General features: G+C 51.3%; 14 protein-coding genes and 2 tRNA genes. All 16 read left to right on the forward strand.

Annotation, left to right across the window (positions count from 1 at the left end; genetic code table 11):
* Positions 1-3 precede the first annotated feature (3 nt).
* The 16 genes from EKM97_RS03785 to EKM97_RS03860 all read left to right on the forward strand — a co-directional run bounded on the left by EKM97_RS03785 (position 4) and on the right by EKM97_RS03860 (position 25,144).
* Positions 4-75: transfer RNA gene (locus EKM97_RS03785), tRNA-Gly, on the forward strand.
* Positions 76-88: 13 nt separating this feature from the next.
* Positions 89-162 (forward strand) — tRNA-Pro (locus tag EKM97_RS03790).
* 115 nt (positions 163-277) lie between these two features.
* On the forward strand, positions 278-742 hold the full coding sequence (locus EKM97_RS03795) for a CtsR family transcriptional regulator (protein WP_164507429.1): 465 nt from the start codon (positions 278-280) through the stop codon (positions 740-742).
* Between the two features lie 44 nt (positions 743-786).
* Positions 787-3,285, forward strand: a complete 2,499-nt coding sequence (locus tag EKM97_RS03800; RefSeq protein WP_125570955.1) for an ATP-dependent Clp protease ATP-binding subunit — start codon at positions 787-789, stop codon at positions 3,283-3,285.
* Between the two features lie 351 nt (positions 3,286-3,636).
* On the forward strand, positions 3,637-7,230 hold the full coding sequence (gene rpoB, locus EKM97_RS03805) for a DNA-directed RNA polymerase subunit beta (protein WP_125570956.1): 3,594 nt from the start codon (positions 3,637-3,639) through the stop codon (positions 7,228-7,230).
* An 11-nt stretch (positions 7,231-7,241) separates the two neighbouring features.
* The gene (rpoC, locus tag EKM97_RS03810) at positions 7,242-10,892 is read left to right on the forward strand and encodes a DNA-directed RNA polymerase subunit beta' (protein ID WP_125570957.1); all 3,651 of its coding nucleotides are present in this window, start codon (positions 7,242-7,244) and stop codon (positions 10,890-10,892) included.
* 212 nt (positions 10,893-11,104) lie between these two features.
* Complete coding sequence (locus EKM97_RS03815) at positions 11,105-12,760, forward strand: glycoside hydrolase family 13 protein (RefSeq protein ID WP_125570958.1); 1,656 nt, start codon at positions 11,105-11,107, stop codon at positions 12,758-12,760.
* 47 nt (positions 12,761-12,807) lie between these two features.
* Positions 12,808-14,553 carry a glycoside hydrolase family 13 protein gene (locus EKM97_RS03820; protein WP_125570959.1) on the forward strand — a complete coding sequence of 582 codons (1,746 nt, stop codon included), beginning with the start codon at positions 12,808-12,810 and terminating at the stop codon, positions 14,551-14,553.
* A 171-nt stretch (positions 14,554-14,724) separates the two neighbouring features.
* The gene (locus tag EKM97_RS03825) at positions 14,725-17,001 is read left to right on the forward strand and encodes a glycoside hydrolase family 65 protein (RefSeq protein WP_125570960.1); all 2,277 of its coding nucleotides are present in this window, start codon (positions 14,725-14,727) and stop codon (positions 16,999-17,001) included.
* Positions 16,979-17,671, forward strand: coding sequence for a beta-phosphoglucomutase (gene pgmB, locus EKM97_RS03830; RefSeq protein WP_125570961.1), 693 nt, complete (start codon positions 16,979-16,981; stop codon positions 17,669-17,671). The genes EKM97_RS03825 and pgmB overlap by 23 nt, the downstream gene beginning before the upstream one ends.
* The gene (locus tag EKM97_RS03835; protein ID WP_125570962.1) at positions 17,664-18,821 is read left to right on the forward strand and encodes an ABC transporter ATP-binding protein; all 1,158 of its coding nucleotides are present in this window, start codon (positions 17,664-17,666) and stop codon (positions 18,819-18,821) included. Before pgmB ends, EKM97_RS03835 begins: the two co-directional genes overlap by 8 nt.
* A 27-nt stretch (positions 18,822-18,848) precedes the next feature.
* Positions 18,849-20,468: a glycoside hydrolase family 13 protein gene (locus EKM97_RS03840; RefSeq protein WP_125570963.1), complete on the forward strand. Its 1,620-nt coding sequence runs from the start codon at positions 18,849-18,851 to the stop codon at positions 20,466-20,468.
* 40 nt (positions 20,469-20,508) lie between these two features.
* The gene (locus tag EKM97_RS03845; protein WP_125570964.1) at positions 20,509-21,741 is read left to right on the forward strand and encodes an extracellular solute-binding protein; all 1,233 of its coding nucleotides are present in this window, start codon (positions 20,509-20,511) and stop codon (positions 21,739-21,741) included.
* Between the two features lie 73 nt (positions 21,742-21,814).
* Positions 21,815-23,173, forward strand: coding sequence for a carbohydrate ABC transporter permease (locus EKM97_RS03850; protein ID WP_125570965.1), 1,359 nt, complete (start codon positions 21,815-21,817; stop codon positions 23,171-23,173).
* 2 nt (positions 23,174-23,175) lie between these two features.
* Positions 23,176-24,033 carry a sugar ABC transporter permease gene (locus tag EKM97_RS03855; protein ID WP_125570966.1) on the forward strand — a complete coding sequence of 286 codons (858 nt, stop codon included), beginning with the start codon at positions 23,176-23,178 and terminating at the stop codon, positions 24,031-24,033.
* A gap of 160 nt (positions 24,034-24,193) precedes the next feature.
* A complete protein-coding gene (locus EKM97_RS03860) occupies positions 24,194-25,144 on the forward strand; it encodes a LacI family DNA-binding transcriptional regulator (RefSeq protein ID WP_125571015.1) in 951 nt (316 codons plus the stop codon).

The raw sequence follows: 25,144 nt of genomic DNA on the forward strand, positions 1-25,144 counted from the left end.
AATGCGGAAGTAGTTCAGTGGTAGAACATCACCTTGCCATGGTGGGGGTCGCGGGTTCGAATCCCGTCTTCCGCTTTTTTAATACAATCGGGAAATAGCTCAGCTTGGTAGAGCACCACGTTCGGGACGTGGGGGTCGCAAGTTCAAATCTTGTTTTCCCGATCAAAGTAATCATCCTCCGGGATGATTTTTTTGTGTCTTCGCAGCTGTATCTTTGGCATTTGCGATGAAAGAATGTATAATGAAAGTCAAAATTAGTCAAAGAGGAGGGTGGATTGTGCAATCGCAAAACATGTCGGACACAATTGAATCATATTTGAAGGCGATTTTGGCGCAACAGGAACAGATTGAAATTCGCCGCGCGGAAATTGCGGATCGGTTCAACTGTGTACCGTCACAAATCAACTATGTCATTAAGACACGCTTCACGCCGCAACGGGGGTACGTCGTGGAGAGCAAGCGGGGCGGTGGTGGTTATATCCGCATCGTCAAGACACACCTGCGTGATGATCAGACTTCACTGGCCGTCATGCGGGCGAACGTACCCGCACGTCTGCGAGTTCGGGACGCGCAGGCGATGACCCAGCAGCTGTTTGACGCCGGTGTGATTAGCCAAGAAACGGGTAACGCAATGCTGGCGGCCATGAGTCACCACACCCTCGCCGTGGCGGATTCGCGTCTCGAGGAAATGTTGCGCGCGCGACTGTTCTTATCATTTTTGGATAGCTTGCGCTACGAATAAATTGTTACTTACTGAATATACAAACCACATATGGGAGGTTGCCTATGGATAACCTATTTACCACGAGTGCCAAGAATGTTTTGATTATTGCTCAGAAACAGGCGCGGATTTTTCACCATCACGCGGTGAGCACGGAGCACCTCCTCCTTGCGATGACCATGGAAACAGAGGGCATTGCTGGGAAAACTCTGCGTCAGTTAGGTGTTACGGACGAACTGGTGCATGATGACGTCGAAACTTACACTGGCTATGGCGCCTTGCCTGACAGTGCGACTGGCTCGGATGCCTACCTGCCATACTCGCCGAAGGGCAAAGAAGTCCTGGCTGGTGCGGGCGATGAGGCCAAGCGTCTGGGCGCCAGCAAAATTGGCACCGAGCACATTCTGCTCAGTCTGTTGACTGACGAAGAGAGCATTGCCAGCCGGATTTTGAATAATAGCTTTAACTTGACCGGCAAAAAATTACGGCAGCTGATTCTCAAGAAGCTAGGCGTTAGCGACGCACTGATTGCTGGCAGCAAGAACAAGAAGCGACAGACGACAAGCAATGCGCCAACGCCCACCCTTGATGGTTTGGCGCGTGACCTGACGCAACTGGCTCGTGATGGTCAAATTGACCCCGTTGTTGGTCGCGATAAGGAGGTCCGGCGGCTCGTGCAGATTCTTGCACGCCGGACGAAGAACAATCCGGTTCTGATTGGTGAACCTGGGGTTGGTAAAACCGCCATTGCAGAAGGTTTTGCAGAGCGGATTGTTGCCGGACAGGTACCACTGGAAATGCGGACCAAGCGGGTGATGATGCTCGACATGGGGGCGTTAGTTGCCGGCACTAAATACCGTGGTGAGTTCGAAGACCGCTTGAACAAGGTGATTGAAGAAATCTACAAGAATGGGCAGGTTATTTTGTTCATCGATGAACTGCACACCCTTATCGGTGCCGGTGGTGCTGAAGGCGCGATTGATGCCTCTAACATTTTGAAGCCCGCCCTGGCTCGCGGTGAACTGCAAATGATTGGGGCCACCACCCTTGATGAGTATCAGAAGTACATTGAAAAGGATGCGGCCTTGGAACGGCGTTTTGCGACCGTGCAGGTGAACGAACCAAGTCAGCAGGAAGCTGAAGAAATTCTGCGCGGGCTGCGACCACGCTACGAGGAACACCATGGTATTACCATTAGTGATGCTGCGCTCCACGCGGCGGTGGAATTGTCGAGTCGTTACATCACAACCCGCTTTTTGCCAGATAAGGCGATTGATCTGATTGATGAATCTGCGGCGAAGGTGCGCTTAGATAGTGCCGACCGGCCAACCCGTCTTGATAAACTGGAAAAGCAGTTGCACGATCTTACCGAGGCCAAGGATGCCGCAATTACGGCCCAAGACTTCGAGCAGGCAGCAAGTATCCGCGAGAAAGAGCAGAAGCTGCGCGGCAAGATCGAAGCACTGGACGACGGCGACGACAGCAAAATTCGCAAGGACATTGTTGTTAGCGATGAGGACGTCGCCGAAGTAGTTGCCCAGTGGACCGGCGTTCCCGTTCAGCAGATGACCAAGAAGGAAAGCGAACGGCTGCTGAACCTCGAAAAGGAACTGCACAAGCGCGTTGTGGGTCAGGATGAGGCGACCACCGCTGTGGCCCGTGCCATTCGCCGTGCCCGTAGCGGCTTGAAGGCACCGAACCGGCCAATTGGGAGCTTTCTCTTCTTGGGCCCAACTGGTGTCGGGAAGACGGAGCTGGCCAAGGCACTTGCGAACGCGATGTTCGGCAGTGATGACGCGATGATTCGGGTTGACATGTCCGAGTACATGGAGAAATTCAGTACTAGCCGCCTCGTCGGGGCTGCACCTGGTTATGTCGGTTACGAAGAGGGCGGTCAGCTGACCGAGAAGGTGCGCAACAAGCCATACTCCGTTGTTCTCTTAGATGAAGTGGAAAAGGCGCACCCTGATGTCTTTAATCTGTTGCTGCAGGTACTAGATGATGGTTACCTGCGCGACGCAAAGGGGCGGCAGGTTGACTTCCGCAACACCATCCTCATTATGACCTCTAACCTAGGGGCGAACGCCGCCGAGCAGGAGAAGAGCGTTGGTTTTGGCGCCAGCAACGCAGCCGATGACTACGCGGCACTCAAGGCACGGATTATGGGGGCCACCAAGCGCTACTTCCGGCCTGAATTCCTGAACCGGATTGACGAAACACTTGTCTTCCACAGTCTGGGTAAGCCAGAGCTGCACAGCATCGTCAAAATCATGGCTAAGGATCTCCTCGACCGGGTGCGTGAGCAGGGGATGCAGGTGCGGATGACGCCGGCTGCCATTGATGCAGTCGCCAAGGCGGGTTATGATCCTGAGTACGGGGCACGGCCACTGCGCCGGGCACTGCAGCGGGATGTTGAAGATCCGCTCAGCGAATTGCTCCTGGCCGGAACTGCCCACGCCGGGGCCACAATCGTCATTGGTGCCAAGAAGGGTAAAATTACCTTCAACACCAAGGACGCGGAGGCTGAAACGCCAAGTAAGGAACTCGCAACTAGTGCTAAGTAGGGCTTAAAAGCAGATCTGCCGGATAGGCGGTCTGCTTTTGCCTTCGTTAACAGGTGTAAGTGCAGACGTCGGTATAATCACGGTCAGTCACTATAGCGAGTGCGGTTGACAGTGAGAAATACCACTGCTATACTTACAAACAGTTATGTATCGTTACGGCAGGTACGCCCAGTGATCTATTGTCCACGGGGTGTACGGAGAGAAGTCAAAAGTAGCAGCATGTGAAGTGCTACTTTTGGTTTTTTTTTGCCTAAAATAGGTGAAAATCTCGTTTTGTAATCAAACCGTAACATACATGGTTAGCACTACTATTTAATTGTTAACTGCAAATTTACTAGAGGGGTGAATAACTTGGCAGGACACTTAGTCAACTACGGTAAGCACCGCACACGACGTTCCTACTCCCGCATCAAGGAGGTTCTGGATCTTCCTAACCTGATCGAGATTCAGAGCAATTCTTACCAGTGGTTCTTGGATGAAGGACTGCGGGAAATGTTCGACGACATCATGCCAATTTCTGACTTCCAGGGTAACCTGAGTCTGGAATTCGTCGACTACCAGCTTCTTGAACCTAAGTACACGGTGGAAGAGGCGCGCCAACACGACGCGAACTACTCCGCACCGTTGCACGTAACACTGCGTCTCACTAACCACGAAACTGGGGAAATCAAGTCCCAGGACGTGTTCTTTGGTGACTTCCCATTGATGACTGAACAAGGTACCTTCATTATCAACGGGGCAGAACGTGTTATTGTTTCTCAGCTTGTGCGTTCACCTGGTGTTTACTACAACAGCGCGATCGACAAGAACAGCCGCACCACTTGGGGGACTACGGTCATCCCTAACCGGGGTGCCTGGCTTGAATACGAAACCGACGCCAAGGACATCTCTTACGTCCGGATTGACCGGACCCGTAAGATTCCAATGACGGAACTGGTGCGCGCACTTGGTTTTGGCAGCGACCAGGATATCATCAACATGTTTGGTGACAATGACTCCCTGATGCTGACGCTGGAAAAGGACGTGCACAAGAACACGGACGATTCCCGTACCGACGAAGCCTTGAAGGACATCTACGAACGTCTTCGCCCAGGTGAACCAAAGACCGCGGACTCCAGTCGTTCACTGCTGTACGCGCGTTTCTTCGATCCAAAGCGCTACGACCTGGCAAAGGTTGGTCGCTACAAGATCAACAAGAAGCTGTCTTTGAAGACCCGTCTTCTGAACCAGACCCTGGCTGAAACTTTGGCTGACCCAGATACTGGGGAAGTCATTGTGAACAAGGGCGAGAAGATCAACCGTCAGGTGATGGACACGCTTGCGCCATACCTGGACCGTGAAGACTTCAAGATGGTCACCATGCAGCCTAACGCTGATGGTGTTCTCCAGGACCCAGTCGACCTGCAGATCATCAAGGTTTACTCTCAGGAAACTCCTGATAAGGAAATCAACCTGATTGGCAACGGCCACATCGATGAAAAGACCAAGCACCTCACACCTGCCGACATTTTGGCAGCAATGAACTACTTCCTGAACCTTCAGGAAGGACTTGGCACTACCGATGACATTGACCACTTGGGTAACCGCCGGATTCGTTCCGTTGGTGAACTCCTGCAGAACCAGTTCCGGATTGGGCTTTCCCGGATGGAACGTGTGGTTCGCGAACGGATGTCCATTCAGGACGTTTCGACCGTGACACCACAGCAGCTGATTAACATTCGGCCGGTTGTTGCTTCCGTTAAGGAATTCTTCGGTTCATCCCAGCTGTCACAATTCATGGACCAGACCAACCCACTCGGGGAACTGACGCACAAGCGTCGTCTCTCCGCCCTTGGACCTGGTGGTTTGACTCGTGACCGTGCTGGTTATGAAGTTCGAGACGTGCACTACACCCATTACGGTCGTATGTGTCCTATCGAAACGCCAGAAGGTCCTAACATCGGTTTGATTAACTCCCTTGCGAGCTACGCCGTTGTTAACCCATACGGTTTCATCGAAACCCCTTACCGTCGTGTAAGCTGGGAAGACCACAAGGTTACCGACAAGATCGATTACCTGACCGCTGACGAAGAAGATAACTACATCGTTGCGCAAGCGAACTCCCCACTGCTGGACGACGGGACTTTTGAAGAAGCCACTGTTCTTGCCCGGCACAAGGATGACAACATCGAAGTTAGCCCCGAAAAGGTTGACTACATGGACGTTTCGCCTAAGCAGGTAGTTGCTGTCGCTACCGCCTGCATTCCTTTCCTGGAAAACGATGACTCCAACCGTGCCCTCATGGGTGCCAACATGCAGCGTCAGGCTGTTCCTCTGATCAAGCCACACGCACCACTCGTTGGTACCGGGATGGAATACAAGGCTGCGCATGACTCAGGTACCGCTATCCAGGCTAAGTTTGCCGGGACCGTGACCTACGTTGATGCGAAGACAATCAAGGTTCGTCGTGAAGACGGTGCCGAAGATGTCTACAAGCTGATGAAGTTCCGTCGTAGTAACGCTGGTAAGAACTACAACCAGACACCAATCGTGCGCCTCGGCGACAAGGTTGATGTTGGTGAACTGATTGCCGACGGTCCTGCAATGGACAACGGTGAACTTGCTCTTGGTCAGAACCCAGTTATCGCGTTCATGACTTGGAACATGTACAACTATGAAGATGCGATTGTGCTCTCCGAAAAACTGGTTCGTGAAGATGCCTACACTTCAATTCACATTGAAGAGCTGGAATCCGAAGCACGTGATACCAAGCTTGGACCTGAAGAGATCACCCGCGAAATTCCTAACGTTGGGGATGACGCACTCAAGGACCTCGACGAATACGGGATTGTCCGGATTGGTGCCGAAGTTCATGACGGTGACATTTTGGTGGGTAAGGTAACGCCTAAGGGTGTAACCGAACTGTCCGCTGAAGAACGTCTCCTGCACGCTATCTTCGGTGAAAAGGCCCGCGAAGTCCGTGATACTTCCCTCCGTGTTCCTCATGGTGGTGGTGGTATCGTTCAGGACGTCAAGATCTTCACTCGTGAAGCCGGCGACGAACTGTCTCCTGGTGTTAACATGATGGTTCGTGTCTACCTCACCCAGAAGCGGAAGATTTCTGTCGGTGACAAGATGGCCGGTCGTCATGGTAACAAGGGTACCGTTTCAATCGTGGTTCCTGAAGAAGACATGCCATACCTGCCAGACGGTACACCAGTTGACATCTGCCTGTCACCAATGGGTGTGCCATCCCGTATGAACATCGGGCAAGTGCTCGAATTGCACCTGGGGATGGCCGCACGTAAGTTGGGCATTCACGTTGCCACACCAGTCTTTGATGGTGCACGTGAAGATGACCTCTGGAACACCGTTAAGGAAGCCGGCATGCCATCAGATGGTAAGTACATCCTCTACGATGGTCGCACTGGTGAACCTTTTGAAACTCGTGTCTCCGTTGGTGTCATGTACTACATGAAGCTTTCGCACATGTCCGCCGACAAGCTGCACGCTCGTTCCATTGGACCTTACTCTCTTGTTACGCAGCAGCCACTGGGTGGTAAAGCTCAGTTTGGTGGCCAACGTTTCGGGGAAATGGAAGTTTGGGCCCTTGAAGCTTACGGTGCCGCTTACACCTTGCAGGAAATCCTGACCTACAAGTCTGATGACGTTGTTGGGCGTGTTAAGACGTATGAAGCCATCGTGAAGGGCGATCCTATTCCTAAGCCTGGTGTGCCAGAAAGTTTCCGCGTTCTTGTGAAGGAACTGCAGGCACTTGGTCTGGACATGAAGGTTCTGGACGCCGCTAAGAACGAAATTGAACTGCGCGATATGGATGATGAGGACGACGAGGTTGTTAGCGTCGACGCCCTTGCTAAGTTCGCCGCAGAACAAGAAGAGAAGAAAGCCAAGGATGCAGCAGCCAACGCCGCCGCTTCCGACAGCCCAAAACAAGATAAAGAATAGGAGGTTACCCTGTGATAGACGTCAACAAGTTTGAAAGCATGCAGATTGGTCTGGCTTCCCCAGACAAAATCCGTAGCTGGTCTTACGGGGAGGTTAAGAAGCCTGAAACCATCAACTACCGTACTCTGAAGCCAGAGCGCGACGGGTTGTTTGATGAACGGATTTTTGGCCCAACTAAGGACTGGGAATGTGCTTGTGGTAAGTACAAGCGGATTCGCTACAAGGGTATCGTTTGTGACCGTTGTGGTGTTGAAGTTACCCGTTCTAAGGTTCGCCGTGAACGCATGGGTCACATTGAGCTTGCCGCTCCTGTATCCCACATCTGGTACTTCAAGGGTATTCCTAGCCGCATGGGTCTCGTGCTTGACATGTCCCCACGCTCCCTGGAAGAAGTTATCTACTTCGCCTCTTACGTCGTTATCGATCCTGGTGACACTCCGCTGGCTAAGAAGCAGCTTTTGACCGAACGCGAATACCGTGAAAAGCGGGACGAATACGGTCAGGGCTTTAACGCCAAAATGGGTGCTGAAGCGATTAAGGAACTCCTCGATGACGTTGACCTCGAATCCGAAGTCAAGGAACTCAAGGAAGACCTGAAGTCCGCTCAGGGCCAGAAGCGTACCCGTGCCATCCGCCGTCTGGACATTATCGACGCGTTCTACAAGTCTGGGAACAAGCCTTCCTGGATGGTTATGGACACGATTCCGGTTATTCCACCAGACTTGCGGCCAATGGTTCAGCTCGAAGGTGGCCGCTTCGCAACGTCCGACCTGAATGACCTGTACCGTCGTGTCATCAACCGTAACAACCGTCTCAAGCGTCTGCTTGACCTGAACGCACCAAGCATAATTGTTCAGAATGAAAAGCGCATGCTGCAGGAAGCTGTCGATGCACTGATTGATAACGGTCGTCGTGGCCGTCCTGTGACCGGTCCTGGTAACCGTCCCCTCAAGAGCCTTTCCCACATGCTCAAGGGTAAGCAGGGTCGTTTCCGTCAGAACCTGCTTGGTAAGCGTGTTGACTACTCTGGCCGTTCCGTCATTGACGTTGGTCCTACACTGAAGTTCTATCAGTGTGGTTTGCCACGTGAAATGGCACTGGAGCTGTTCAAGCCATTCGTCATGCACGAATTGGTTGAACGCGACATGGCCAGCAACATCAAGAACGCCCGCCGCAAAATTGACCGTCAGGATGACGACATCTGGGATGTTCTGGAAGACGTTATCAAGGAACGCCCAGTTCTTCTGAACCGAGCACCTACCCTGCACCGTCTTGGTATCCAGGCGTTCGAACCTGTCCTCGTTGATGGTAAGGCGATGCGTCTGCACCCAATCGTGTGTGAAGCTTACAACGCTGACTTTGACGGTGACCAAATGGCTATCCACGTGCCACTGTCTGACGAAGCGCAGGCTGAAGCACGTCTGCTCATGCTCGCTGCACACCACATTTTGACTCCTAAGGATGGTAAGCCTATCGTTACGCCATCCCAAGATATCGTTCTTGGTAACTACTACCTGACGATGGAAGAAAATGGCCGTGTTGGTGAAGGCATGATCTTCAAGGATGCAGCCGAAGTTGTTATGGCTCACCAGAACGGTGATGTGCACCTGCACACCCGGATTGGTTTGGCTGTCTCCTCTATGCCTGAAAAGCCATTTACCGATGAACAGCGCTCCAAGATTATGGTAACTAGTGTTGGTAAGGTTATCTTTAACCAGATTATGCCTTCCGGCCTGCCATACTTGAACGAACCAACCATCGACAACATCCAGAATGGTGTCGATGACAAGTGGTTCCTGAAGAAGGGTGAAGACATTCACGACTTCCTCGAAACTGCTGAACTCATCAACCCATTCAAGAAGGGCTTCCTGTCTGACATCATTGACGAAGTGTTCAAGACCTACAAGGTTCAGCGCACTTCCGACCTGCTGGATGACATGAAGACGCTGGGTTACACCCAGGCAACGAACTCCGGTCTGACCGTTGGGGTTGCCGACGTGCCTCACGTTCCTGAAAAGCAGCAGATTGTTGACGATGCCCACAAGCAGGTGGCAACAGTCTCCAAGCAGTTCCGTCGTGGTCTTATCACCGACGACGAACGTCACGAACGTGTTATCAGCATTTGGAACAAGGCCAAGGACGAAATCCAGCAGAAGCTGGTCGACAACTTTGACCCGAAGAACCCAATTTCCATGATGAGTGACTCCGGTGCCCGTGGTAACATTTCTAACTTTACGCAACTCGCCGGGATGCGTGGTCTGATGGCTGCGCCTAACGGTGGGATGATGGAAGTTCCTGTTACCTCGAACTTCCGTGAAGGCCTGTCCGTTCTGGAAATGTTTATGAGTACTCACGGTGCCCGTAAGGGGATGACCGATACCGCGCTGAAGACCGCTGACTCAGGTTACCTGACCCGTCGTTTGGTTGATGTTGCGCAGGACGTTATTGTCCGTGAAGAAGACTGTGGCACCGACCGCGGCCTGGTTGTTTCCGCCATTCGTGAAGGAAACGAAATGATTGAACCTCTGTACGACCGTTTGCTCGGCCGTTACACCCAGAAGTCCGTCATTGACCCACAGACCGGTGAAGAGATCATTGGTAAGAACCAGATGATTGATGAAGACATTGACCAGGCAATTATTGATGCCGGTGTTGAATCCGTTACGATTCGTTCTGTCTTCACATGTAACACCCGTCACGGTGTTTGCCAGAAGTGCTACGGCCGTAACCTGGCTACCGGCCAGCAGGTCGAAGTTGGTGAAGCCGTTGGGACTATCGCCGCTCAGTCTATCGGTGAACCTGGTACTCAGCTGACCATGCGTAACTTCCATACTGGTGGTGTTGCGGGTGGTGACGATATCACGCAAGGTCTTCCTCGTGTCCAGGAAATCTTTGAAGCACGTAATCCTAAGGGGCTTGCCGTTATTACCGAAGTTACTGGTGAAATCACCGGTATCGAAGAGAACCCGGCAGAACACACGCGTGAAATCACCGTTAAGGGTGTCAATGATGAACGCTCCTACAGTGTGCCATACGCATCTAGTGTGGCAGTTGCTGAAGGTGACCACATCAAGCGTGGTTCCCGTCTGACTGGTGGTTCCATCGATCCTAAGGAACTCATCAAGGTTACCGACGTGATGGATACCGAAAACTACCTGCTTGGTGAAGTGCAAAAGGTTTACCGTATGCAAGGTATCGAAATCGGTGACAAGCATATCGAAGTAATGGTTCGCCAGATGCTTCGGAAGGTGCGCGTCATGGACCCAGGTGACACTGACATTTTGCCAGGGACACTTCTGGATATCGGTGACTTCACTGAACAGAACCGTAAGACCCTCATTGGTGGTGGGATTCCTGCCACGAGTCGTCCGGTTCTCCTCGGGATTACCAAGGCTTCTCTTGAAACCAACAGTTTCCTTTCCGCCGCATCATTCCAGGAAACCACCCGTGTCCTCACGGATGCTTCCATTCGCGGCAAGAACGACCCACTGCTCGGTCTCAAGGAAAACGTTATTATCGGGAAGATCATTCCTGCTGGTACTGGTATGGCAACATACCGCCACATGGAACCAAAGACCGTCGGCGCAATGTCCGACAACGTCTACTCCATCTCTGACATTGAACAGAAGATGGCCGATAAGGACGAAAACAGCGACAAGTAAACACTGTCCTTAAGCAAAAAGGCGTAGCCATTATGGCTACGCCTTTTTGTGTGCGCAGGCGGCGGGTGCTTGTCCTTTGGAACGACCACTTAAACGTTTGAATAACCTACTGACGAACGAAGATTCTGTATTCTGTTATCGGTAACAAGCATTAAATAATTGTGGGCGTCGGCGTAATCAGATAGATTTGTGTTTAGAGGGGGAATCAGCCTATGAGTTCATGGTATGATCACGCAATTATTTATCAGGTATATCCGAAGTCTTTTCAAGATAGCAATGGGGATGGGATTGGCGACCTTAATGGGATTCGGCAACGGATTCCCTATTTACAAAAGTTGGGAATTAACGCCGTGTGGCTTAACCCCATTTTCGTGTCGCCGCAAGTTGATAACGGTTATGATGTGGCGAATTACTACGCGATTGATGAGCAAATTGGCACAATGGCAGAAATGGATAGCCTGATTAAGGAATTGCACGCAGCGGGAATTCACCTCATTCTCGATTTTGTGCTTAATCACACGTCAGACCAACACCCATGGTTCAAGGATGCTTTGGCAAATCCGGACGGCTTGTATCGTGACTACTATATTTTTAAGGGACATGACAACCGGCGGCCGAACAACTGGGGAAGTTTTTTTGGTGGCTCAGTATGGGAACCGGATCCATCGGGAACGGGAGAATCATATTTCCACCTTTTCGACAAACACATGCCGGACTTAAACTGGGCTAATCCGGAGGTACGTTTGTCGATGGAAGACGTTGCCCGTTTCTGGCTTGGGCGTGGTGTTGATGGATTGCGAATTGATGCTTTCATTCACATCGCGAAGGCAAATCTTGATCAGGACTTTCCGACAACTGCTGACAATTCACAACCGGTGCTTGCGGAGCCGTTCTACGCCAATTTACCGCAAGTACAAAGCTGGTTGCGTCCGTTCAGCCAGCGCATACGTGCCGATTATCCGGACGTTTTTCTGCTAGGGGAGGCGGCCAGCGCTAACGTTAACTTGGCTGTTGACTACACTAGTCCGGAGGCACACCTGATGGATTCAGTAATCACTTTCCGCTACTTTCCAACCACAAACACAGGAATTGACAGCGCAATTGCGACCAACTTACAACCAGCATCAATCGACTGGCCGGAATTCAAGAAAACACAGGTGACGTGGCAACAAACCCTTAGTGGTGTGTCACGACCAATTCTATATTGGGGTAACCATGATATGGCGCGAGTGATGACCCGCGTTGCCCACACGCCAGTTGCAGCTGCCAGTCTGGCAATGTTGATGTATTTGCAGCAAGGAACCCCGATTATTTATTATGGCGAAGAGTTGGGCATGGAAAACCTGCACTATGATACCGTTGCGCCTTTTGCAGATGGTAGCGTAGACGATTTTGTGGAGACGGCACAAAAGGCAGGCTATTCTGCCGCAGACGCCCTCACGATGGCAAGTGCCACGCACAAAATGCCAGCGCGGGGACCGATGCTGTGGGATGACTCCGCGCACAATGGATTCTCGACGCACAAGCCCTGGAACGATGGCCGGAGCGACGAAACTGCGAGTGCTGAGCGGCAGAGCAGTGACCCGCACAGCATGCTAAGTTTTTACCAGCAATTGATTCAGCTCAAGCAACAAGCGCTTTTCGAAGACGGTGACTACTGTCTACTCAGTACGGGTGATGATACTTATGTCTACCGGCGCCAACTAGGCCAGCAGACTGCCTACGTTGTCATTAATCTCAGTAGCCAGAAGACGGTAATCACCTTACCCGCTGCAGCGGCGCAAGTTATGCTGAGTGCAGGTGATTATACAGTGAATGACCAGCAGATTATTCTGGGGGCACATGCCGGACTTGCGCTTAGCGTTTAAGTAATATGGTGGCTATCTCAATCTCTTCAAATATGGAGGAACAACAGATGAATTCAGCAGCATTTAAGCACCGTCCAGAAAGCGAAGACGCCTACCTCGTGGATGCAGACCATTTGCAGATTCGTTTCCACGCGGCAAAAGATGATTTGCAGTCAGTTGAATTGATTTACGGCGATCCGTACTGGACCATTCCGAACGCAAGCGGCGAAACCACTTTTGCATACAGCCACGTTCCGATGGTCAAAATTAGTACCGGTGAAACACATGATCACTGGGAAGTAACAATCGGTGGGCCATACCGTCGCGAGCAGTACCTGTTTGCAGTGATGGATCAGGACGGAAATCGAGAAGTATTTGGTGATCGGGGGTTGCGGGCCGATACCGAAGAAAACCGGTTGACGATGACGAATTATTTCCGCATTCCGTACTTTCATGTCATTGACATGGTACAAACCCCAGAATGGGTGAAGGACACGGTCTGGTACCAAATCTTCCCTGAACGTTTTGCAAATGGGGATCGTAGCAATGATCCCGCAGGAACTAAGCCATGGCGGCCAGAAGATCACCCCGGTCGGGAAGATTTTTACGGCGGCGATTTGCAAGGTGTCTTGAATCACTTGGACGACTTGCAGGAATTAGGCGTGAACGGGCTATACTTCTGCCCAGTATTCACTGCAAGCTCAAACCACAAGTATGACACGATTGATTACTTGGCAATTGATCCAGCTTTTGGTGACAAGGCCTTGTTTGCCCATCTTGTGACCGAGGCACATAGGCGTGGTATGAAGGTCATGCTGGATGCCGTGTTTAACCACATGGGGTATGAGTCCATGCAGTGGCAAGACGTTTTGCGAAACGGTGCACAGTCGCGTTTTGCAGACTGGTTCCATATCCACGAGTTCCCACTGACGCCCTTCCGTGATCCAATCAAGGGCGAAGGTGAACCGCAGTTTGATACCTTTGGGTTTGAACCGCACATGCCGAAGCTCAACACCGCCAACCCGGAAGTGCAGGCGTACTTGCTGGAGGTGGCAACCTACTGGATTCGTGAATTTGACATTGATGCTTGGCGTCTGGATGTCGCAAATGAGGTGGATCATCATTTCTGGAAACAGTTCTACACCGCGGTCACGGCCGTCAAACCAGACTTTTACGTTCTTGGCGAAGTGTGGCATTCCAGTCAGTCATGGTTGAATGGTGATGAGTTCTCGGGCGTTATGAACTACGCGTACACGCAATTGGTGATGGACCATTTCCTGACTGGTGAGCAGAGTGCTGGGCAAATGCTGGCACGCCTCGCCGATCAGCTGATGCTATATCGGGACCAGACGAACCAGGTGATGCTTAACATGTTGGATTCTCACGACACTGCACGCATTTTGACCTTAGCCGGCGATAATTTTGACCTGGCCTTGCAGACTCTTGCTTTTGTCTTTGTACAGACTGGAGCTCCGTGCATCTATTATGGCACCGAGATGGGCATGGATGGCGCCAATGATCCAGACGACCGGCGACCGATGGATTGGTCGCAACTTGGCGGATTGCAGTGGCAGCGGGTCGCAGCACTGATTCACATGCGCCGCAGTCACGCCCGGATTTTAGGGCGAGGTGCGACGCACTTTGAACTAACGGCGACCGGCTTGATTCGTGTCCGCCGGGGCAGTAGCCACGGTATTGAGGCCTACTTCAACACGACGAAGACAGCGGTCAAGGTGGACGCGACTGCCTTGTTGGAACAGGGCTTCACGGCCAGTGAACTGCAACCAAACGGTTTTGTAATTGCTGAGTATTGATATTCTGATAGCGGTAACAGAGATTTCAATCTAGAAATAGCGCTTTCTTTCCGTAATACTAGAACTTGTAGCAAGCGCCAGTGCGGCGCGAACCTGCGACCATGGGCACAGCTCATGAGTGCAAACAAGAAGCCAAGGGTAAGCACAAGGCCCTTGGCCACGGAGAAGAACATGAAGAGAATATTTGAAATTGATCCGTGGCTGGTTCAGACCCATGAGTTCAGCAAAACGGATAAACGCTTACAAGAAAGTATTACGGCGATTGGCAACGGTTATATGGGGATGCGCGGTAACTTCGAAGAAGGTTACTCTGGTGATCATCTGCAGGGTACTTACATCGGGGGGACATGGTACCCCGATAAAACGCGCGTTGGCTGGTGGAAGAACGGTTATCCCGAGTATTTTGGCAAGGTGATCAACGCTCCAAGTTTTATCGATATTGGTATTAAGGTGAACGGGGTCAAGGTCGACCTTGCGACGAGCCAGTTTCGTGACTTTGCGTTAAGCCTGGATATGCATCAAGGATTGCTTAAGCGCAGTTTCGTGCTTGAAACTGCGGACGCCGAGGTGCGTTTTGACTTCCGCCGTTTCCTCAGTTCGACGGTTAAGCAAGCCGCACTGATTGAACTTGAAGCCACGTTGCTTAGTGGGCACGCGCAACTCGAACTCGATGCCGGCATCAACGGTCAGGTTGTTAACGAGGATAGCAACTATGACGAACACTTCTGGGTGACGGATACGCAGGACGCGGCCGCTGGTTACTTGCAGATGACCACTAAGGCCAATCCGTTCGGAGTTCCGCGGTTCACGGTGGCACTAGGACAGACAATTCGGGTCGACGGTGTACCAACTCAGGGAGCGCAAAGTGCTACTTCTGGATGTGTGAATGCGCACTTCGAATTCAATCTACGTCGGGATGAAACATTGCACTTTGAAAAGGACGTTGCCGTCATCACTAGCCGGGACGTTGAGCCGGCGCGGCAACGTGCAGCAGTCGCCGAGACTCTGACAGCCGTGCAGACGCAAAGCTTTGCGTCTAACTTGCATGCGCACGAGTCCGTCTGGCAGAAACGGTGGGCCCAAAGCGACGTGACCATCACTGGTGATGACGCGGCACAGCAAGGAATTCGCTTTAGTCTCGTGCAGATGTTCATGACCTACTACGGTGAAGACAAGCGTTTGAACATCGGGCCGAAGGGTTTCACCGGTGAAAAATACGGTGGTGCAACCTACTGGGATACTGAAGCGTATGACGTCCCAATGTATCTGGCAGTGACACCGCCGGACGTCACACGTGCACTGCTTCAGTACCGGCACGACCAGCTGCCTGGTGCATACCATAACGCCCGGCAACAAGGTCTCGCCGGCGCCCTCTTCCCTATGGTTACTTTTAACGGGATTGAGTGCCACAACGAGTGGGAAATCACCTTTGAAGAGCTACATCGGAATGCTGCCGTCGCCTTCGCGGTGCGTCAGTACACACAATACACCGGTGACGAAACGTACGTTAATGGCCCGGGACTAGAGGTGCTAGTAGGCATCGCCCGTTTCTGGGCTGATCGGGTGCATTTCAGCCGCCGTAAGCAGCAATACATGATTCATGGTGTAACCGGGCCGAACGAATACGAAAACAACGTCAACAACAACTGGTATACCAACACCATGGCGTCATGGTGTCTGGAATACGCACTTGAGCGGCTACCGCATGGTAACGCCGCGGTGCTGGCAAAGTTGGCAGTGGGCGAAGAAGAACGTGCCCACTGGCAGGACATCATTGACCGGATGTACAAACCAGTTGATGACAAGCTGGGTATCTTCGTTCAGCATGACACCTTCCTGGATAAAGATATCCGTCCGGCTGCCAGCATTCCTGCAGACCAGCGACCAATCAACCAACACTGGTCTTGGGATCGTATTCTACGTTCACCATTTATCAAGCAGGCGGACGTACTCCAGGGCATTTATTTCCTCAATGAACGTTTTACGCGGGAACAAAAGGAAGCTAACTTTGACTTTTACGAACCGCTAACTGTGCACGAAAGCTCACTAAGTGCGTCCATCCACGCCATTTTGGCTGCCGAACTTGGCAAGGACGAAAAAGCTGTTGAATTGTACGCTCGCACGTCCCGCCTGGATCTTGATAACTACAACAATGACACCGACGATGGACTGCACATCACATCGATGAGTGGTGGCTGGCTCGCCATTGTTCAAGGATTTGCTGGGATGCGCTACGACGCTGCCGGCTTACGCTTTAAGCCATTTCTCCCGCGGAAATGGGAGAACTACGGATTTAAACTCAATTACCGGGGACGCATTCTCGGCGTCCAGGTCGGTAAGCAAGCGGTGTTTACCCTGATTCAGGGTGATCCATTGACGATTGAAGTAAACGGGCAAAAGGTTCAGCTTGAGGAGGGGACAGCGCATGCTCAAAGGCTTGATATTTGATTTAGACGGCGTGATTACCGACTCAGCCCGGTTTCACCTCGCAGCCTGGAACGAATTGGCACGGCAATTGGGCATTGAATTACCACCAGAGGCAAATGATGACCTGCGCGGTCGCTCGCGGATGGATTCACTAGCGGTGATTCTAAATTACGGAGGTCAAGTGGGACGCTACAGCGAGGAAGAACTTGCTGCATTTGCCGCACAGAAAAACGCCGCGTACACGAAGTTGATCGCTGGGATGACGGAAGCGGACGTATTGCCTGGCATTCACCGCCTGCTCGATGATGCAAAGACGAGTGGTTTAACAATGGCAATCGCGTCGGCATCGCGTAACGCACCCGTGATTTTGAACCAGCTACGGCTTACGGATTACTTCACGGCAACCGTGGATCCGAATGATTTGCAACATGGAAAACCCGATCCGGAGATTTTTGTCAGGGCGCAGAAGCTCCTCGGACTGCAGACAGATGAGGTGATCAGCTTTGAAGACGCCTCCGCTGGGGTGCAGGCAATTAAAGCTGCGGGACAGTATGCGGTTGGAATTGGGGATGTGCATGTACTGGCGGCAGCTGATTACAATGTTCCGGATACGGGTGCGCTCGTGCTAAGCAAAATAAAAGTAGCGTTTGACACCCAAACGCAAACGAAAGAAGAGATGAGTCATGGTTGAAATTGATCTGAACCACCTGTACAAGCAGTATGAGCATGCAGATTCGCCATCGGTCATGGACTTTGACCTGCACATCAAGGATAAAGAGTTCATTGTGTTTGTCGGACCGTCTGGTTGTGGGAAGTCCACCACGCTGCGGATGATTGCGGGCCTTGAAGACATTACGAAGGGGACGCTCGAAATCGACCACGATGTGAAGAACGACGTGGCCCCCAAAGATCGCAACATTGCGATGGTTTTCCAGAACTACGCGCTGTACCCACACATGAGTGTGTACGACAACATGGCTTTTGGGCTCAAGTTGCGTCATTACAAGAAGGGCGAGATTGACCAGCGTGTAGAGAATGCGGCTGAGATTCTTGGCCTGACTGATTTTCTCGAGCGCAAGCCGGCCGATCTGTCTGGGGGGCAACGCCAACGTGTAGCCCTAGGGCGCGCGATTGTCCGGGACGCCCCAATCTTCCTCATGGATGAACCACTCTCGAACCTGGATGCCAAGCTGCGAATCTCCATGCGTGCCGAGATTGCCCAGTTGCACCAGCGGCTGGGGACCACGACCATTTATGTGACCCATGACCAAACCGAAGCGATGACCATGGCCGACCGCGTTGTCGTCATGTCTGTTGGTAAAATTCAGCAGATTGGAACCCCTGCAGAAATCTACCAACACCCAAAGAATCAGTTCGTGGCGGGCTTCATCGGCTCCCCGGCAATGAACTTTTTCCAAGTGCATTACAAGGATGGTCAGATTAGTGATGGCAAGGGCTTGGTACTTAGCGTGCCGGCCGGCCGTGCCAGCATTTTGAACGAGAAGGGCTATAACGACAAGGACATCATCTTCGGAATTCGCCCTGAAGACATTCACAGTGAGGAAGCCTTCCGCGAAACTTGGCCAGATGCCGTTGTTACCTCCGAGGTTGTGGTTTCTGAATTGTTGGGTGCCACCTTACAGATGTACATGAAGGTGGACGGTACAGAATTCATCTCGATGATTCCTGCTCGCGACTTGCACCAACCAGGCGAAACGATTGAAATGGGTTTCGATATCAACAAGGCGCATTTCTTCGATAAGGACACCACAGACGCAATTGTGGAGGATTCGCCGCAAGCCGGAGTTGCTGCTGAGAACGCCGAGGTCGCTGCAAGTTAGGTGATGACACCTGAAGGAGGTGGTTGCATGGCCCAGTGGTGGCAAAAAGCCGTGATTTACCAGATCTACCCGAAGAGTTTTCAAGATAGCAACGGGGATGGCATTGGTGATATTCCGGGAATTATTTCCCGGCTTGACTACTTGGCAGGTTTAGGAATTGATGCAATTTGGCTGAGCCCAGTGTATCAGTCGCCCGGCGTCGATAACGGCTACGACATCGCGGACTACGAAGCTATCGACCCGCAGTACGGCACAATGGCCGATATGGACGAGTTGATCATGCAGGCACGTAAGCGCGGTATCCGAATTATCATGGATCTGGTCGTTAATCACACATCAGATCAACACGAATGGTTTAAGCAAGCGCGTAGTAGCCGTGATAATCCATATCGTGATTACTATGTCTGGCGTGATGGGCGAGACGGCAATCCGCCAAATGACATGCAGTCAACGTTTTCCGGATCTGCATGGACCTATGACAAAGCCAGCGGCCAGTATTATTTGCACCTCTTTGCAGCGCAGCAACCTGATTTGAATTGGGAAAATCCGGAACTACGGCAGGCTGTTTACAAGATGATGAACTTCTGGATTGCCAAGGGAATCGGTGGCTTCCGAATGGATGTGATTGATCTCATCGGCAAAATTCCGGATGCGCAAATTCGCGAGAACGGGCCGCATTTGCATGACTACCTGAAGGAGATGCGCGCCGCCACCATCGGTGATCAGGACCTGATGACCGTGGGTGAGACTTGGGGCGCTACGCCAGCAATCGCGCAGCAATATTCTGACCCAGCGCGTCATGAGTTGTCCATGGTTTTTCAATTTGAAGCCATGCAACTCGACCAGCAAGCGGGTAAAGAAAAATGGGATTTAATGCCGCTTGATCACGCCACGTTGAAGGCAGTGCTTGTGAAATGGCAGACTGAACTTGATTACACGGCCGGGTGGAATAGTCAATTTTGGAACAATCATGATTTGCCGCGGATTGTCTCTCGCTGGGGTGACGACGGTCAGTACCGCGTCAAGAGTGCCCAGATGTTTGCCATCCTGCTACACCTGTTGCGCGGAACACCTTACATTTATCAGGGCGAGGAAATCGGCATGACCAATCACCACGTCAAGTCCATCGATGAAGTCAGTGATATTGAAAGTCGCAACATGTATCGTGAACGGCTGGCCGCTGGTTATTCGGAATCAGCAATCTTACATTCAATTAACGTTAAGGGGCGTGACAATGCGCGTACCCCAATGCAGTGGACAGACACACGAAATGCCGGCTTCAGTACTGGTCAACCCTGGCTCGCCGTTAATCCTAATTACAAACAGATTAATGTCACAAATACACTGAGGGAAGCGGACTCGGTGTACCGGACATACCGGCAGCTCATCAAGCTCCGGCATGAGGAGCCGATCATCACGAGCGGTAGTTTTACAAACATTACTAACGTTCCGCGGACGGTAATGGCCTACTACCGCCAGGCGAATCAGCAGCGGTGGCTCGTTGTTGCCAACATGACCGCTGAAACACCGACGATTGATTTACCGGATACCGCTAAGCAACTCGTCATTGGTAACGAGCCTGACAGCGATTTGAACCTGCAGAAACGTGTACTAAGACCATATGAAGCATTTGTTGTTGAAGTTTAGCGAAAAAACACATTATTCGACATATGAGGAGAAGAAGATTATGAACATTTGGAAGAAAATTGCACTTGGTAGTAGCACTGTTATTGCGATGACCTTGCTTGCAGCTTGCGGGAGCAGTTCGAGTTCCTCCAGCAGCTCCAGCTCAGACAAAGTTAGCGGTTCCGTCAAGCTGTGGGTAGACACCACTCAGGTGTCTTACTACAAGACAATCGTCAAGAAATTCAATAAAACCTATCCAGATGTGAAGGTTAAGGTCACTCAGAGTCCTAACGGTTCTGCAAACGCCAAGACCGATGTAGGTAAGGACCCATCCAAGGCAGCTGATGTTTTCGAAGTGCCTAATGACCAGCTAGGTTCCATGGCTGATCAGGGATACATCAACCCACTGTCCCCAGCGGCAACTAAGACCATCAAGAGTGACAACACCGAGGCGTCCGTTAAGGGTGTCACCTGGAAGAACAAGTTGTATGGGTTCCCATTCGCCGAACAGGCCCAGGTACTTTACTACAACAAGTCCAAGCTTTCCGCACAGGATGTTAAGTCATGGGAAACGCTCACTTCAAAGGGGACGGTTGCGACTGACTTTACTAACGCGTACGTCTTCTACCCAATCTTCTTCTCTGCTGGCACTCAGCTATACGGGAAGAATGGCGAAACCCTCAAGGGCACCAACGTTGCCAGCCAGAAGGGTGTGAACGCCTTAACCTGGATTGCACAGCAGAAGAGTAACAAGGGTGTGATGCAGACTTCTAACGCACTGAATCAGTTGAAGTCCGGCAACGCGTCGGCAACCATCGACGGTCCTTGGAATACTGCTAACATCAAGAAGATTCTTGGCAAGAATTTTGCAGTCGCACCATACCCAACCATCACCGTTGGTGGTAAGACAGTGCAGATGAAGGCCTTCCTCGGTATTGAAGCTTTTGCTGTTAACTCCCACACGGACACCAAGAACCAGAAGGCAGCCGCAACATTGGCGCAGTACATCACCAACAAGCAGTCCCAGCTGACCGTTTACAAGGAATCTGGCCAGATCCCAGTTGATAAGTCTGCACAAAAGAGCACAACCATCACCAGTGATGAAGCAGCCAAAGCCGTTATGACCATGGCTAAGTCTGACAAGTCCGTGCTGATGCCAAAGATGTCCCAGATGGCAACATTCTGGAATCTGGCCGCACCGCTTATCAACGGTTCTTACACCGGCTCCATTAAGGCGAGCGACTACAGCGCAAAACTGGCAAGCTTCCAGAAGTCAATCTCACAGAAAAACTAGTGTTGTTGACCAGTAGTTATTTACGATAATGCCGCGCTGATTGACAGTCGTAGCACGAGGAGGGTGAAGCACAATGTTTAAACGGAAGAGCAGACGGCCTAAGTCGGCGACGTACAAAGAAGTATGGCAGCGCGGTAACCTCGCAACCAAACTTTCTTTCATCTTCATGGGCTTGGCACAACTAAAGCACAAACAATGGGTCAAGGGATTAGCGTTCTTAATCACCGAAATTGTTTTCCTAATCTGGTTTGTGTTCAGTGGGGTAAGTGCACTGAGCATGCTGACCTCGCTGGGGAGCATTAAGAGTAAGCGTGTTGTTTACGATAGCACGCAGGGCGTTTACATTACCAAAATGCCGGATAACTCGGTTGTCATCCTCCTGTTTGGGGTTTTAGCCGTGATTCTTGTTCTCGCAATGATTGGTCTGTACATCGCCAATCTGCGTTCGGTGCGAAAATTGTACGTCCTCGAACGCGACGGGAAGCACGTGCCGACAAATGGCGAAGACTTAGCAGCGCTTCTAGATCGCAAGTTGTACGCCACGTTACTGGCAGTACCCATCATTGGTGTGGTGGCCTTTACGGTGTTACCAACCATCTACATGATTTCGATGGCGTTCACTAATTACGATTCCAAACACCCAATTGGGTTCTCCTGGACCGGCTTTGCGGCGTTCAAGAACGTATTGAGCGGTGATCTAGCCGGCACCTTCTTCCCAGTATTGGGTTGGACGCTTGTCTGGGCAGTCTGTGCGACGGCAACCACCTTCTTCTTCGGTGTACTGCTGGCCATGCTCATTGAATCCAAAGGAATTAAGCATAAGGGTTTCTGGCGGACAATTTTTATCATTGTCTACGCCGTACCACAGTTTATTTCACTGCTCATGATGGCGCAGTTCCTGGATCTGCAGGGCCCGCTGAACACACTGCTCATGAACTGGGGCTGGATTAGTCATCCCATTAACTTCATCAGCGCATCTGCCAATCCGATGGTTGCGCGCATCACGGTTATCATCGTGAATATGTGGATTGGGGTGCCGGTCTCGATGTTGGTATCCACGGCAATCATCCAAAATCTGCCGCAAGACCAGATTGAGGCAGCCCGGATTGACGGTGCGAACTCGTTCCAGATCTTCCGTTCCATTACTTTCCCGCAAATCTTGTTTGTCATGGCGCCAGCCTTGATTCAACAATTCATCGGGAACATTAATAACTTTAATGTGATTTACCTGTTAACCGGTGGGTACCCAATGAACAACAACTACAACGGCGCGGGGGATACCGACTTACTGGTAACCTGGCTGTACAACTTGGTGTTCGGGCAAACGCAGCGGTACAATGCGTCCGCCGTCTTGGGGATTCTCATCTTCATCATCAGCGCGACGGTCTCACTGATTGCCTACCGACGGACCAACGCATTTAAGGAGGGATAGCCATGAAATCTTATCGTGCACAGCGGCGTTTCTCGCTGATTATGCGTTACATCTTGCTGGTCATTCTGGCGATTGTGTGGATTTTTCCCATCATCTGGATCGTTTTAGCAAGCTTCTCGTATAACGATACTGGGTTTGTTTCTACAATCATTCCCAGCAAGTTCACCTTGCAAAACTATATCGGAATTTTCACCAGCAAGCAGTTTCCGTTTATGAACTGGATTCTCAATACCACTTTCGTCTCTGTCGTTTCGGCGACGCTCTCAACGCTGGTGACGATTTGCGTTGCCTACGTGCTTTCACGCCTGCGTTTTCGCTTACGCAAGCCGTTTCTCCAGATTGCCCTGGTATTGGGGATGTTCCCTGGGTTCATGTCGATGATTGCCTTGTACTACATTCTGAAGAGTTTCAACATGCTCAACCTCTTCGGATTGATTCTGGTCTATGTCGGCGGTGCTGGGCTTGGGTTTTACGTGGCAAAAGGTTTCTTTGATACCATTCCAATGGCAATTGATGAAGCAGCCGAGATGGATGGTGCAACCGAATGGCAAACGTTCATTCACATCGGTCTACCGATGTCGCGCCCGATTATCGTCTACACGGCGCTGATGGCCTTTATCGGTCCCTGGATCGACTTCATCTTCTCCGGGATTATCCTTTCGTCGTCGGGGAACGCGAAAAACTACACCATTGCGTATGGTCTGTACAACATGGTGCATGCGACTAAGGGGACCTCAACACAGTACTTCACCCAGTTCATTGCGGGGTGTGTGATTATCGCAATTCCGATTACCGTGCTGTTCATCATCATGCAGAAGTTCTATGTGAATGGGATTACTGCTGGGGCAGACAAAGGTTAACAAAATATTTACAAAAAAACGCTGGGCCGGTGGTCTAGCGTTTTTTTGTGTATCGCGCCAAGCGGCGGTTCCTGGTGGCGGCATTAACAAACAGCACTTTAATAATAGCTGTTATGGTAAACTGGTCTACGTAGTGAATGAATTTACGGGGGTTGAAAACGTGATTACCTTGTCGGATGTGGCAAAAAAAGCGAATGTTTCCAAGATGACTGTTTCAAGGGTCATTAATCACCCTGAACAAGTCACAGATGAATTGCGCGAGTTGGTTGAAAATGCCATGCTTGCGCTTAACTATCGTCCGAATTCCGTGGCCAAGGCCTTGGCGAATAACCGTACGAATGTGGTGAAAGTGGTTATCTTGGAAGATACCGGTGTGGAGCCTTACTACATGAGTTTACTCTTTGGCATTGCCAAGGGACTGGACAAGCGGCAATACGCCTTGCAACTGGTAACAGATCACAACGCAATCAGCGTTGGGGTTCAGGACGGCTATATTATTACGGGTGCCCGCAGTGCCGATACCGATGAGTTAAATGCGCTGACGGATCCAGTCGTCATTTTTGGTGAGAATCGTAACGGTTTTGATTTTATTGATAACGACAACAAGGCTGGAATCACTATTGCTACTGAGTATGCGCTGGCTAAGAACTACCAGTCCATAATCTTCATTGGCATCGATGTTAAGGAGCCATTCGAATATTCCCGTGAGGCTGGTTACATCAATACCATGCAGAAACATCAGCAGATTCCCCGAATTCACCGAATGGCGAATCATTCCCACTTATCTCAAGCGTTCGTGAGTGCTCATTGGCGGGAATTTGCGCGCAATACAATCTTTATCTGCGCCAGTGACCGCCTTGCTGTCGGTATCGTGCGGGGAATTTTGGAAAATGGGGGAAACATTCCCAATGATTTTGGTGTCATTGGTTATGATGGCGTTTTTCTCGACCAGGTGTCCAATCCCAAACTCAGTACGATCAAGCAGCCTGTGCAGCGCCTTGGGGAACATTTGGCGCGCATGCTACTGCAAAAAATCGACCAGTCGGGTGCACAGCAGGGAGAATTGATGATTGAGCCGGAATTAGTCGTGCGCGGCACTACGCGTGATTAA

Source organism: Lacticaseibacillus songhuajiangensis (assembly GCF_003946025.1).
Taxonomy (GTDB): Bacteria; Bacillota; Bacilli; order Lactobacillales; family Lactobacillaceae; genus Lacticaseibacillus; species Lacticaseibacillus songhuajiangensis.

Coding starts and splice junctions, on each gene's coding strand:
- EKM97_RS03800 (WP_125570955.1), top strand. CDS start 787: ATGGATAACCTATTTACCACGAGTGCCAAGAATGTTTTGATTATTGCT.
- EKM97_RS03815 (WP_125570958.1), top strand. CDS start 11,105: ATGAGTTCATGGTATGATCACGCAATTATTTATCAGGTATATCCGAAG.
- EKM97_RS03820 (WP_125570959.1), top strand. CDS start 12,808: ATGAATTCAGCAGCATTTAAGCACCGTCCAGAAAGCGAAGACGCCTAC.
- EKM97_RS03825 (WP_125570960.1), top strand. CDS start 14,725: ATGAAGAGAATATTTGAAATTGATCCGTGGCTGGTTCAGACCCATGAG.
- pgmB (WP_125570961.1), top strand. CDS start 16,979: ATGCTCAAAGGCTTGATATTTGATTTAGACGGCGTGATTACCGACTCA.
- EKM97_RS03835 (WP_125570962.1), top strand. CDS start 17,664: ATGGTTGAAATTGATCTGAACCACCTGTACAAGCAGTATGAGCATGCA.
- EKM97_RS03840 (WP_125570963.1), top strand. CDS start 18,849: ATGGCCCAGTGGTGGCAAAAAGCCGTGATTTACCAGATCTACCCGAAG.
- EKM97_RS03845 (WP_125570964.1), top strand. CDS start 20,509: ATGAACATTTGGAAGAAAATTGCACTTGGTAGTAGCACTGTTATTGCG.
- EKM97_RS03850 (WP_125570965.1), top strand. CDS start 21,815: ATGTTTAAACGGAAGAGCAGACGGCCTAAGTCGGCGACGTACAAAGAA.
- EKM97_RS03855 (WP_125570966.1), top strand. CDS start 23,176: ATGAAATCTTATCGTGCACAGCGGCGTTTCTCGCTGATTATGCGTTAC.